The 12,167-nt window shown below is 69.1% G+C and carries 12 protein-coding genes; 6 read left to right on the top strand and 6 right to left on the bottom strand.

What is annotated here, in order from left to right:
- The first annotated feature begins 79 nt into the window (after positions 1 to 79).
- Positions 80 to 2,134, top strand: a complete 2,055-nt coding sequence (locus WD026_RS02880; protein ID WP_425722147.1) for an acetyl-CoA carboxylase biotin carboxylase subunit — start codon at positions 80 to 82, stop codon at positions 2,132 to 2,134.
- Positions 2,131 to 2,685, top strand: coding sequence for a VOC family protein (locus WD026_RS02885; protein ID WP_425722148.1), 555 nt, complete (start codon positions 2,131 to 2,133; stop codon positions 2,683 to 2,685). The genes WD026_RS02880 and WD026_RS02885 overlap by 4 nt, the downstream gene beginning before the upstream one ends.
- On the opposite strand, the gene WD026_RS02890 is transcribed toward WD026_RS02885, so the two are convergent.
- The gene (locus WD026_RS02890) at positions 2,667 to 3,038 is read right to left on the bottom strand and encodes a cupin domain-containing protein (RefSeq protein ID WP_425722149.1); all 372 of its coding nucleotides are present in this window, start codon (positions 3,036 to 3,038) and stop codon (positions 2,667 to 2,669) included. The two genes, WD026_RS02885 and WD026_RS02890, sit on opposite strands and share 19 nt — an antisense overlap.
- Before the next feature lie 196 nt (positions 3,039 to 3,234).
- Between WD026_RS02890 and WD026_RS02895 the strand changes: the two genes are divergently transcribed.
- Together WD026_RS02895 and WD026_RS02900 are read left to right on the top strand one after the other, a co-directional pair.
- On the top strand, positions 3,235 to 3,519 hold the full coding sequence (locus WD026_RS02895; protein ID WP_425722150.1) for a hypothetical protein: 285 nt from the start codon (positions 3,235 to 3,237) through the stop codon (positions 3,517 to 3,519).
- A 17-nt stretch (positions 3,520 to 3,536) separates the two neighbouring features.
- On the top strand, positions 3,537 to 5,039 hold the full coding sequence (locus WD026_RS02900; protein WP_425722151.1) for a methyl-accepting chemotaxis protein: 1,503 nt from the start codon (positions 3,537 to 3,539) through the stop codon (positions 5,037 to 5,039).
- A gap of 9 nt (positions 5,040 to 5,048) precedes the next feature.
- Here WD026_RS02900 and rsxB read toward each other — a convergent pair whose 3' ends face one another.
- The 3 genes from rsxB to WD026_RS02915 form a co-directional block, all read right to left on the bottom strand.
- On the bottom strand, positions 5,049 to 5,705 hold the full coding sequence (gene rsxB / locus WD026_RS02905) for an electron transport complex subunit RsxB (protein WP_425722152.1): 657 nt from the start codon (positions 5,703 to 5,705) through the stop codon (positions 5,049 to 5,051).
- Between the two features lie 3 nt (positions 5,706 to 5,708).
- Positions 5,709 to 7,070, bottom strand: coding sequence for a polyhydroxyalkanoate depolymerase (locus WD026_RS02910; RefSeq protein WP_425722153.1), 1,362 nt, complete (start codon positions 7,068 to 7,070; stop codon positions 5,709 to 5,711).
- Between the two features lie 139 nt (positions 7,071 to 7,209).
- The gene (locus tag WD026_RS02915; RefSeq protein WP_425722154.1) at positions 7,210 to 8,406 is read right to left on the bottom strand and encodes an amino acid aminotransferase; all 1,197 of its coding nucleotides are present in this window, start codon (positions 8,404 to 8,406) and stop codon (positions 7,210 to 7,212) included.
- A 94-nt stretch (positions 8,407 to 8,500) separates the two neighbouring features.
- On the opposite strand from WD026_RS02915, the gene WD026_RS02920 reads away from it, so the two are divergent.
- Positions 8,501 to 9,634: an NAD(P)/FAD-dependent oxidoreductase gene (locus WD026_RS02920; protein WP_425722155.1), complete on the top strand. Its 1,134-nt coding sequence runs from the start codon at positions 8,501 to 8,503 to the stop codon at positions 9,632 to 9,634.
- Between the two features lie 10 nt (positions 9,635 to 9,644).
- On the opposite strand, the gene WD026_RS02925 is transcribed toward WD026_RS02920, so the two are convergent.
- The gene (locus WD026_RS02925; protein WP_425722156.1) at positions 9,645 to 10,730 is read right to left on the bottom strand and encodes a quinone-dependent dihydroorotate dehydrogenase; all 1,086 of its coding nucleotides are present in this window, start codon (positions 10,728 to 10,730) and stop codon (positions 9,645 to 9,647) included.
- A 41-nt stretch (positions 10,731 to 10,771) separates the two neighbouring features.
- Here WD026_RS02925 and rpiA point away from each other — a divergent pair, with 41 nt between their 5' ends.
- Entirely contained in the window at positions 10,772 to 11,443 is a 672-nt protein-coding gene (gene rpiA / locus WD026_RS02930) for a ribose-5-phosphate isomerase RpiA (RefSeq protein ID WP_425722157.1), read from the top strand.
- Positions 11,444 to 11,471: 28 nt separating this feature from the next.
- On the opposite strand, the gene WD026_RS02935 is transcribed toward rpiA, so the two are convergent.
- On the bottom strand, positions 11,472 to 12,155 hold the full coding sequence (locus tag WD026_RS02935) for a glutaredoxin domain-containing protein (protein WP_425722158.1): 684 nt from the start codon (positions 12,153 to 12,155) through the stop codon (positions 11,472 to 11,474).
- Positions 12,156 to 12,167: the final 12 nt, after the last annotated feature.

A 12,167-nucleotide genomic window follows, 5' to 3' on the forward strand; every position in this document is an offset into this window, starting at 1 on the left:
GAGGCACACCCGCCACGATCCTTGCGGGCACAGACACCACGGCCAGCCGCAGCCAATGACTTTTGCACCGGAGAACGCCATGTTCAAGAAGATCCTGATTGCCAACCGCGGCGAGATCGCCTGCCGCGTGATCGCCACCGCCAAGAAAATGGGCATCGCCACCGTGGCGGTGTATTCCGACGCCGACAAGGAAGCCCGCCATGTGCAGCTGGCCGACGAGGCGGTGCGCCTGGGCCCGCCGCCCTCGCGCGAGAGCTACCTGCTGGGCGACGCCATCATTGCCGCCGCGCAGGCCACCGGTGCCCAGGCCATCCACCCCGGCTACGGCTTCCTGTCCGAGAACGAGGACTTCGCCCGCAAGGTCGAGGAAGCCGGGCTGGTGTTCATCGGCCCCAAGCACTACAGCATTGCGGCCATGGGCGACAAGATCGCCTCCAAGAAGCTGGCCAATGAAGCCAAGGTCAGCACCATCCCGGGCCACAACGAGCCCATCCAGTCGCCGGAAGAGGCGGTGGGCATCGCGCAGAAGATCGGCTACCCGGTCATGATCAAGGCCAGCGCTGGCGGCGGTGGCAAGGGCCTGCGCGTGGCCTTCAACGACAAGGAATGCTTCGAGGGCTTCAGCAGCTGCCGCAACGAGGCGCGCAACAGCTTCGGCGATGACCGCGTGTTCATGGAGAAGTTCGTCCAGGAGCCGCGCCACATCGAGATCCAGGTGCTGGGCGATTCGCACGGCAACGTGATCTACCTGAACGAGCGCGAATGCTCGATCCAGCGCCGCCACCAGAAGGTGATCGAGGAGGCGCCGTCGCCCTTCATTTCCGAGGCCACCCGCAAGGCCATGGGCGAGCAGGCCGTGGCCCTGGCCAAGGCGGTCAGGTACCAGAGCGCCGGCACGGTGGAGTTCGTGGTCGGCAAGGACCAGGACTTCTACTTCCTGGAGATGAACACCCGCCTGCAGGTCGAGCACCCGGTGACCGAATGCATCACCGGCCTGGACCTGGTGGAGCTGATGATCCGCGTGGCCGCCGGCGAGAAGCTGCCGCTGACCCAGGCCGACGTGAAGCGCGAGGGCTGGGCCATCGAGTGCCGCATCAACGCCGAAGACCCGTTCCGCAACTTCCTGCCCTCCACCGGCCGCCTGGTGCGCTTTGCACCGCCGGCCCAGAGCATGTGGCAGGCCAACACCGCCGACCGGTTTGGCGTGCGGGTGGACACGGGTGTGCTGGACGGTGGCGAGATCCCGATGTTCTACGACTCGATGATCGCCAAGCTCATCGTGCACGGCAAGGACCGCAACGACGCCATCGCGAAGATGCGCGAGGCCCTCAACGGCTTCATCATCCGGGGCGTGCAGAGCAACATCCCGTTCCAGGCGGCGCTGCTGGCGCACCCGAAGTTCGTCACCGGCGAGTTCAACACCGGCTTCATTGCCGAGCACTACGGCCACGGTTTCCGGGCCGAGGACGTGCCGCACGACGCCCCCGATTTCCTGGTGGCACTGGCGGCCTTCGTGCGCCGCAAGAGCCGCGAGCGCGCGGCCGGCCTCAGCGGCCAGCTGCCGGGCTACGGCGTGAAGGTGGGGCACGACTACCGCGTCATCACGCTGGACGGTCAGGGTGGCCAGCACACCTACTCGGCCGTGCATGTGGACGAGGTGGTGGGCCAGATCGGCGCAGCCGTGGTGACCGTGGGCGACAAGCGCTATGCCATCCAGAGCCCGTCCCGCCTGAACGACATCTGCATCAGCGGCACCTGCAACGACAAGCCCTTCACCGCCCAGATCGAGCGCGGCACGCCGCGCAACCCGCTGGCGCTGGTGGTGCAGCACAACGGCACCCGCATCGAGGCCATGGTGGTGTCGCCGCGCATGGCCGAGCTGCACGCGCTCATGCCCTTCAAGGCCCCGGCCGACATGAGCCGCTTCGTGCTCTCGCCCATGCCCGGCCTGCTGGTGCAGGTGGCGGTGCAGCCTGGCCAGAAGGTGCAGGCCGGCGAACGCGTGGCCGTGATCGAGGCCATGAAGATGGAGAACGTGCTGTTCGCGGCCGCCGACGGCGTGGTGGCCAAGGTGCTCGCGTCGCAAGGTGAATCGCTGGTGGTCGACCAGCCCATCGTGGAGTTCGAGCAATGACCGGCCCCCACGCTCCACCGCTGCGCGGGTCGCTGCCCCCCGAGGGGGCTGATCCGGCTGGGGGCGGCCCGGCGCCGGATCGCCGTCGCCCCTTCAAGGTGCTGGGCATCCAGCAGGTCGCCATCGGCGGGCCCGACAAGCAGCGCCTGCAGACGCTGTGGGTGGAGATGCTGGGCCTGGAGGTCACCGGCACCTTCCGCAGCGAGCGCGAGAACGTGGACGAGGACATCTGCGCCATGGGCAGCGGCCCGTTCAAGGTCGAGGTCGATCTGATGCAGCCGCTGGACCCCGAGAAGAAGCCCGCGGTGCACACCACACCGCTCAACCACATCGGCCTGTGGATCGACGACCTGCCGCGCGCCGTGGAATGGCTCACCGCCCAGGGTGTGCGCTTTGCACCGGGCGGCATCCGCAAGGGCGCAGCGGGCTACGACATCACCTTCCTGCACCCCAAGTCGAACGACGAGTTCCCGATCGCGGGCGAGGGCGTGCTGATCGAGCTGGTGCAGGCGCCCCCTGAAGTGATCGCGGCTTACTCGGCGATCATGTAAGTCTTGGTGAGGTGCTCCAGCACCTCGAACTCGCCGACAAAGCCGGGCGGCAGGTACAGCGCCTCGCCCGGCCCGGCCTCCTGATAGCCGCCCCGGGCATCGTGCACCCGGCAGCGGCCGCTGACCACGGTGAACAGCTCACGCTCGGTCGGCCCCATGGCAATGCGCCAGTGGCCCGGCTCGCAGCGCCACACGCCGCAATACACGCGGCCGGCCGGCAGGGCTTCGTCCACCCGGTTCCAGGTCTCGCGCAGCGGGTTCCCCCGGATCAGCCGTTCCGGTTTCGGATGGTCCAACGTGGGGGTATCGGCCGGATGGGCCGTGAGCTTGAGGAGCAGGGCGGGGCTGGTCATGGGCAGGGGGTTGCTTGTCGCCCGATCGCGCGACGGGCCGATGTAAAGAGCCCCGATTCTCGCAAACCTGCCTTCAGAAACCGCCGCCACGGGCCGATGTGAACGGCATTCCCGGCGCTGTTCCGGCCATCGGCCACCGCCCGGGTCCCCTACAGTTTCCAGGGCCTGCAAAGGCCTTGAAGCCAGGAGAACCTTCATGACACCGGTGCCCGATTCGGGATTCAGTTTTTCCGCGCACGAGCCGCAGGAGCCCCAGGTGGCTCTGCTGGGCGGGGCCACCGATCTGATCGAGGCCTTCAGCCTGCGCATGGCCCGCCACGGCATGTGCGTGAGCCGCCGCATGATGCTGGCCGACCCGGCCTATGCCCGCCAGCAGGCGGCCCATGCCCACAGCTTCGACGACCCGCTGCTGGTGCTGATGGCCCTGGAACTCATGCGCCAGTTCGACTCGGATCCCTCGGTCTTCGGACATCTGCACTGACACCGCCTTCAACTGCCATGCAACACAACCTCCTGATCCGTCCGGTGGCTGCGCTGATGCGCCGCCTGCCCCTGCGTTCCAAGCTGGCCGTGGTGGCCCTGGCCGCGCTGTGGCCGCTGCCGCTGTTGTGGCTGCACCCCGAGCTGTCGCTGGTGGTGGCACCGGTGGCCGCCGCGATCCTGGTCTGGCTGCTGGTCGGCCTGGACGCCAGCTTTCGCGGCGACCTGCGCCAGATCATCGAGGTGATGGAGCAGACCACCTCCGGCAACCTGCGCGCCAGCCTGCGCGTGCGCGGCCGCGACGAGCTGGCCGACCTGACTCGCCTGCTGGACCGCATGATCGGCAGCCTCTCGGCCATGGTGGCCGAGGTGCGCAGCAACTCCGCCCTGGTGGCCCATGCCGGCCAGAGCCTGGCTTCGGGCAACCGCGATCTGGCCGACCGCACCGAACAGCAGGCCGCCAACCTGGAGCAGACGGCCGCCAGCGTGCAGGAACTCACCGGCACCGTGGCCCAGAACGCCAGCACCGCCGGCGACTCCGACCAGCAGGCTGCGCGCGTGCGCGACATGGCCGAGGCCGGCTCGCAGTCCATGGTCCGCGCGGTGGAGTCCGTCGAAGGCATCCAGAAGAGCGCGCAGCAGATGAACGAGATCATCGGCGTGATCGACAGCCTGGCCTTCCAGACCAACATCCTGGCCCTCAACGCCGCCGTGGAAGCGGCCCGGGCCGGTGAACAGGGCCGCGGCTTTGCCGTGGTGGCCAACGAGGTGCGCTCGCTGGCCCAGCGTTCGGCCGCATCGGCCCGCGAGATCCGCGAACTCATCCAGTCCTCGCGCAGCCAGGTCGAGTCCAGCGTGGGCCTGATCCGCAATGCCGGCACCAACATGGCCGAGATCGTGGCCGGTGTGCGCGGTGTGGCGGCCAACATGTCGTTGATCTCGGCGTCGAGTGCCGAGCAGAGCGGGGCCCTCAGCGAGATCGCATCGGCCGTGGCCCAGCTCGACCAGATCACCCAGAGCAACGCCCAGATGGTCGATCTGGCGGTGAACGAGGCCAACCGGCTGGAGCAGCGCGCGGCGCACCTGGCCCGCGCGGTGGCCAGCTTCATGCTGCAGCAGGGCACGGCCGAAGAGGCGCTGCACCTGGTGGAGCGGGCGGTGGGTTTCCGTCAGCAGGTGGGCCGCGAGGCCTTCGTGCGCGAACTGACCGAGCCCTCGCGCGGCTTCCACGACCGCGACATGTACATCTTCGCGCTCGACGCGTCGGGCGTGTACCGCGCCTTCGGCGGCAAGCCCGAGAAGGTGGGCAGCCGGGTGCAGGACATTGCCGGCATCGACGGCAACGCGCTGCTGGCTTCCATCATCGAGCAGGCCGAGCACGGCCCGGGCTGGGTGGAGTACGACATCGTCAACCCGGCCACCGGCACGGTGCAGGCCAAGATGTCGTATGTGGTGAAGGTCGACGACCTGTATGTGGGCTGCGGCGTCTACAAGACCGCGGCCGCCCGCGTGGCTGCCTGATCGGGCGGCTCAGCGGTTCTCGCGGCGGGCCCGCGCACGCGCCAGCGCCGCCTCCACCACGGCGCGCTTGCGGTCGAGTTCGCTCGGGTCGGTGATGGCCGAATGGGCCGGCAGGTCGGCCAGCTTGGCCTGGAGCTGCTCGGCCTGCTTCGTTGCCTGGGCCGCCTTCTCGCGTGCCAGCCGGGCCTTGCGGGCCTCATAGCGGTCTTTGGCGGCCTGCGCCTGCGCCGGCGTCCAGGCGGCCCAGCCGGTGCGTTCGCCACTCACCGGCTCGAGCGAGATGCAGTCCACCGGGCACACCGGAATGCACAGCTCGCAGCCGGTGCAGTGCGGCTCCACCACGGTGTGCATGCGCTTGTGGATGCCGACGATGGCATCGGTGGGGCAGGCCTTGATGCACAGGGTGCAGCCGATGCACCAGGCCTCGTCGATGATGGCCACCGTCACCGGGCCTTCCACGCCGAAGTCTGTGTCCAGTGGCCCTGCCGGCAGACCGGTGATGGCCGCCAGCCGTTCTATGCCCTCGGTCCCGCCGGGCGGGCACTGGCGGATGCCGGCCTCACCGGCCGCAATCGCCTGCGCGTAGGCCGCGCAGTCGGCGTAGCTGCAGCGCTGGCACTGCGTCTGGGGCAAGGCGGCATCGATGCGCCGCGCCAGCTCGTCCATGCCTCAGGCGGTGGCCTTGCGGGTACGGGCAGCGGTCTTCTTCGCAGCGGGCGCCTTGGCCGTCACCTTGGGCTGCGCTGCCGCCCGTGCGCTGGAGATGCCTTGCTGGTGCGCCAGGATGAACTGCTTGACCACCGGGTACACCATCTCGCGCCAGCGGCGGCCGCTGAAGATGCCGTAGTGGCCGGCACCTTTGGCCTCGTAGTGCATGCGGTGCTTCTGGTCGATGCCGGTGCACAGGTCGTGCGCGGCCGCGGTCTGGCCGGATCCGGAGATGTCGTCGAGCTCGCCTTCGACCGTCAGCAGGCCGGTGTGGCGGATGTCGGCCGGGCGCACGCGCTCGGCCTTGCCGGCTTCGGTCTTCACGTCCCAGGTGCCGTTGACCAGCTTGAACTCCTGGAACACCGTCTGGATGGTTTCCAGGTAGTAGTCGGCGTCCATGTCGAGCACGGCGTTGTATTCGTCGTAGAACTGGCGGTGGGCTTCGGCGCTCTCGTTGTCGCCCTTCACCAGGTTCTGGAAGTAGTCGTAGTGGCTGTTGGCGTGGCGGTCCGGGTTCATGGCCACGAAGCCGGAGTGCTGCAGGAAGCCGGGGTAGACGCGGCGGCCGGCACCGGGGAACTTGTCGGGCACCCGGTAGATGACATTGTTCTCGAACCAGGCGTGGCTGCGCTGCGTGGCCAGGTTGTTGACGGCGGTGGGGGAGCGGCGGGCGTCGATGGGGCCACCCATCATGGTCATGGACAGCGGGGTGGTCTCGCCGCGGCTGGCCATGAGCGACACGGCCGCCAGCACCGGCACGGTGGGCTGGCACACGCTCATCACATGGCAGTTGCCGTACTGGCCCTGCAGGTAGCGGATGAACTCCTGCACATAGTTGACGTAGTCGTCGAGGTGGAACTCGCCGTCGGCCAGCGGCACCAGGCGGGCGTTCTTCCAGTCGGTGATGTAGACCTTGTGGTCCTTGAGCAGGGTGCGCACCGTGTCGCGCAGCAGGGTGGCGTAGTGGCCGGACAGCGGTGCCACCACCAGCACCACCGGCTGGGCCTTCAGCGTGGCCAGGGTGGCGGTGTCGTCCGAGAAGCGCTTGAAGCGGCGCAGCTCGCAGAACGGCTTGTCCACTTCCACGCGCTCGTGGATGGCCACTTCCACGCCGTCCACATCGACCGTGCGGATGCCGAAGGCGGGTTTCTCGTAGTCCTTGCCCAGGCGGTGCAGCAGGTCGTAGCCGGCCGAGATGCGCTGGGCACCGGGCAGCTGGGCGAAGGGCAGCGCCGGGTTGGTGAACATGCGCGATGCCACGTCGGCCAGATCGGCAAAGGGCTCCATGATGGAGCGCTGGGTTTCGTAGAACTGGTACAGCATGGGCCAAGACTCCGCGTTATGTTGCAGTGCAATATAACAGTATGTACTGTTTTCGGTGCGGGGAAAAACCAGTGAAAAACGGCCGGACTGTCGCTCAGGCGCCAGTCCGGCCGTTGTCAGGGGCGGGTGCTGCGGGGTGTCAGACCACGGCGGCGATGGCCCGGCAGACGTAGTCGATGTTCTTGCTGTTGAGCGCGGCCACGCACATGCGGCCGGTGTCGGTGCCGTACACGCCGAACTCGCTGCGCAGGCGCACCATCTGGTCCTTGCTCAGGCCGGAGTAGCTGAACATGCCGATCTGGGTGGTGATGAAGGACATGTCCTGCTGCACGCCGGCGGCCTTCAGGCCGTCGACCAGCGTCTGGCGCATGGCCTTGATGCGCACGCGCATCTCGCCCAGCTCTTTTTCCCACAGGGCGCGCAGCTCGGGGTTGTTGAGCACGGCGGCCACCACGGCGCCACCGTGGGTGGGCGGGTTGGAGTAGTTGGTGCGGATCACGATCTTGAGCTGGCTCAGCACGCGGTCGGCTTCTTCCTTGCTGGCGCACAGCACCGACAGCGCACCCACGCGCTCGCCGTACAGGCTGAAGCTCTTGGAGAACGAAGTCGAAACGAAGAAGTCCAGGCCGGCAGCGACGAACTTGGCGATCACGGCGCCGTCTTCGGCGATGCCGTGGCCGAAGCCCTGGTAGGCCATGTCCAGGAACGGGGTCAGGCCACGTGCCTTCACGGCGGCAATCACCTGGTCCCACTGGGCCGGGGTGATGTCGTAGCCGGTGGGGTTGTGGCAGCAGGCGTGCAGCACGACGATGGTGCCGGGTGCAGCGGCATTCAGGCTGGCCAGCATGCCGTCGAAATTGACGCCGCGCTTGTCGGCGTCGTAGTAGGCGTAGGTGCCCACGGTGAAGCCGGCGTTGGTGAACAGGGCGCGGTGGTTTTCCCAGCTCGGGTCGGAGATGAGCACGGTGGCGTTCGGGCTCAGGCGTTTGAGGAAGTCGGCGCCGATCTTCAGGCCGCCGGTGCCGCCGATGGCCTGCACCGTGGCCACGCGGCCGCTCTTCACCGGCTCGCTGTCGGCGCCGAACACCAGGCCCTTGACGGCCGCGTCGTAGGCGGCGATGCCGTCGATGGGCAGGTAGCCGCGCGCGGTGGGCTTGTCCATCAGCGCCTTCTCGGCGGCCTGCACGCACTGCAGCAGCGGCAGCTTGCCGTTGTCGTCGAAATACACGCCCACGCCCAGGTTGACCTTGCTGGGGTTGGTGTCGGCGGCAAATTGCTCGTTCAGACCCAGGATCGGGTCGCGCGGGGCCATTTCAACGGCGGTGAAGAGAGACATGGAGCGTCCTTGGGGTGGAATGTGGGAGGCCTGCGGCCGCGTCGGCCGGGCAACCTAGAATTTTAGCCTTCCCGCCCAGATCACCGCTGACACCATGAACCCCACCGCCATGTCCCCTGCCGAGCCTTGCGATGTCCTGGTCGTGGGCGCTGGCGTGGTCGGCCTGGCCGTGGCCCGCGCGCTGGCGCTGCAGGGCCGCGAGGTGATGGTGCTGGAGCGCGAGGCGTCCATCGGCACCGGCACCAGTTCACGCAACAGCGAAGTCATCCACGCCGGCATCTATTACCCGGCGGGTTCGCTCAAGGCACAACTGTGCGTGCAGGGCAAGCAGATGCTCTACGCCTACTGTGCCGAGCGCGGCGTGGCTTTCCGGCGCTGCGGCAAGCTCATCGTGGCCCACACGCCCAGCCAGCTGGCCGCCTTGCCCGCCATCATCGAACGGGCGCGCGCCAACGGGGTGGACGATCTGGTGCTGCTCGACCGCGACCAGGCCCGGGCCCTGGAGCCGGCCCTGGAATGCCTGGGCGCGGTGCATTCGCCGTCCACCGGCATCGTGGACAGCCACGGCCTCATGCTGGCGCTGCAGGGCGATCTGGAGCACGCGGGTGGGCTGGTGGCCTGCCACAGCGCGGTGGCCCATGTGGCCGTGCAGCCCGACGGCCTGCTGGTCACCACCGGGGACGGCACGCGCCTGCTGGCCCGCACCCTGGTGAACGCGGCCGGCCTGCACGCCTGCGACCTCGCCCGGTGCATTGACGGCCTGGACCCGCGCCATGTGCCCACACCGCATTACGCCAAGGGCAGCTACTTCACCCTGGCCGGTCGCGCGCCGTTCCAGCACCTCATCTACCCCGCGCCCGAGCCCGACAAGCACCTGGCCGGCCTGGGCGTGCACCTCACGCTCGATCTGGGCGGTCAGGCCAAGTTCGGCCCCGATGTGCAGTGGGTGGAGCGGGCGGACGATCTGCAGGTCGACCCCGCCCGGGGCGACGCCTTCTATGCCGAGGTGCGCCGTTACTGGCCCGATCTGCCCGACGGCAGCCTGCTGCCGGGCTATGCCGGCATGCGGCCCAAGATCAGCGGCCCTGGCGAGCCGGCGGCCGACTTCGTGCTGCAGGGACCGGCGGTGCATGGCGTGCCGGGGCTGGTCAACCTGTTCGGCATCGAGTCGCCAGGACTCACCAGCAGCCTGGCCATCGGGCAGGCCGTGGCCGACCTGCTGGCCTGAGCGCGCCGGTTCAGCGCAGCGCCGCCAGGGCCTGCGCCGCCTCGCGCACCAGCGCCGGTCCGCGGTAGATCAGCCCGGTGTAGATCTGCACCACGTCGGCCCCGGCCTTGACCTTGCTCACGGCATCCGCTCCGCTCAGCACGCCGCCCACTCCGATGATGGGAAAGCCCTGGCCCAGCGCCTGGCGCAGCTGCCGGATGACGCGGTTGCTGGCCTCCAGCACCGGCGCGCCCGACAGGCCACCCGCCTCGTCTGCATGGGGCAGGCCGGCCACGGCCTCGCGGCTGAGCGTGGTGTTGGTGGCGATCACACCCAGTGCCTGCGTGGGCAGGCCGTCGCTGCCGCAGCCATGGCGGCGCAGGGTGGCGGCGATCAGGCCGATCTGGGTGTCGTCCAGATCGGGCGCGATCTTGATGAACACCGGAATGCGCCGGCTGTGGCGGGCGGCCAGCTGCTCGCGCCGTTCCATCACCGCGCCGATCAGCGCGTCCAGGGCCTCGTCGGACTGCAGGCTGCGCAGGTTTTTGGTGTTGGGGCTGGAGATGTTCACCGTCACGTAATCGGCGTGCGGGTACACGCCGTCCAGGCAGGTGAGGTAGTCGTCGGTGGCGCGCTCGATGGGCGTGGCCGCGTTCTTGCCGATGTTCAGGCCCAGCAGCATGGGGGCACCGGCGTGCTGGCCCTGGCGGCGAAAGCGCGCCTGCTGCACGTTGCGCAGGAAGGCCTCCAGCCCCTCGTTGTTGAAGCCCAGCCGGTTGATCAGCGCCTGCTTCGCCGGCAGGCGGAACATGCGCGGCTTGGGGTTGCCGCTCTGGCCCAGCGGCGTGACGGTGCCCACCTCCACGAAGCCGAAGCCCATGGCGGCCAGGCCGTCGATGCAGCGGGCGTTCTTGTCCAGCCCGGCCGCCAGACCCACCCGGTTGGGGAAGTGCAGGCCGGCCACGGTGACGGGGTCGTCCACCCGGCGCTCGCTGTACAGGCAGGTCAGCGGCGAATGCTGCAGCCGGGCGATGGCGCCCAGCGTGAGCTCGTGGGCCTGCTCCGGGTCCATGCCGAACAGGAAGGGGCGCGCGGCGCCGTAGGGGAGGAGTGACATCGGATAATCCGCCGGTTCAGACAAACCCCGAATTCTCTCAAATGACCCAAGACGAACTCAAAGCCCTGGTGGGCCAGGCCGCCCTGCAATACGTCGAACCCGGCCAGATCGTCGGCGTGGGCACCGGCTCCACGGTCAACAAGTTCATCGAGGCGCTGGCCACCATCAAGGACCGGGTGCCCGGCGCGGTGTCCAGTTCGGAAGCCTCCACCGCCCGCCTGCAGGCCCTGGGCATTCCGGTGATCGCCGCGCAGGACGCCGGCGAGCTGTCGGTCTACATCGACGGGGCCGACGAGATCGACGGCCAGGGCCACATGGTCAAGGGCGGCGGCGCTGCGCTCACCCGCGAGAAGATCGTGGCGGCCCAGTCGCGCCGCTTCGTGTGCATCGCCGACGAATCCAAGCTCGTGCGCACCCTGGGCGCCTTCCCGCTGCCGGTGGAGGTGATCCCCATGGCGGCGGCCCACATCGGCCGCCGCTTCACGTCCATGGGGGGCACGACCCGGCTGCGCCTGAAGGACGGCGCGCCCCTGGTCACCGACAACGGGCAGCACATCCTGGACGTGACCGGCCTGCAGATCACCGATCCGCTGGGCTTCGAGAGCCAGGTGAACCAGTGGCCGGGCGTGGTGACGGTGGGTGTGTTCGCCCACCAGAAGGCCTCGGTCTGCCTGCTGGGCACGGCACAGGGCGTGCGCACCCTCACGTTCTGAGCGGGGCCGGCCGCACGGGCCGGCGGCCTCAGAAGCGGATGCCGGAGGGCGGCTGGACCGGGATCTCGGCCGGGCGGCTGGACGCTGCCGGGCCCTGGCTGGCCGACGGCGGGGAGGCCTGGGCCGCCCCGTTCGGCGCTGCCGGCTGCAAGGCGGACTGCACCGCCACCAGCGGCTCCGGCTGCGGGCGGCGGTAGATGGACGGCAGCTGCGACTGCTTGGGATAGCCGGCGGCGTCCAGGTACTGGCCCCACTGCACGTCCGAATACCCCTTGATCTGCTGGGCGCCGATGGTCAGCACCGGCACCGTCGGCTCACCCGTCAGGCGCGTGAGCGCGGCGGCGTCCTCGGGCGTGGTCACGGTGCGCTCCACATAGGGAATGCCGCGCGAGTTCAGCAGGTTGCGCCCGCTGTTGCACGGCGAGCAGTCCTTGCCGGTGTACAGCGTCACCGGGAACTGACCGGCCACGCGGCGCAGCTCGAAGGGCAGGGCCGCGTTGCCACCGGCCGGCGCCGTGCCGCCGGATGCACCCGACGCACCGGCCACGGGCCTGGCCTGGGCGGCCGGCGGGGGCTGATCGGAGAAGGTGACCTTGCCGTCCGGCCCGACGATGCGGTAGACGCCCTGTGCGGCCGCCAGCCCGCACAGCAGGCTGCCCATGGTGAAGGCGACCAGCGCAGCGCTGGCGCGACGGTGTGGTGCATGTTTCATGCGTTCTCCCTG

This window comes from Hydrogenophaga sp. R2, from assembly GCF_049843595.1.
GTDB lineage: Bacteria > Pseudomonadota > Gammaproteobacteria > Burkholderiales > Burkholderiaceae_C > Hydrogenophaga.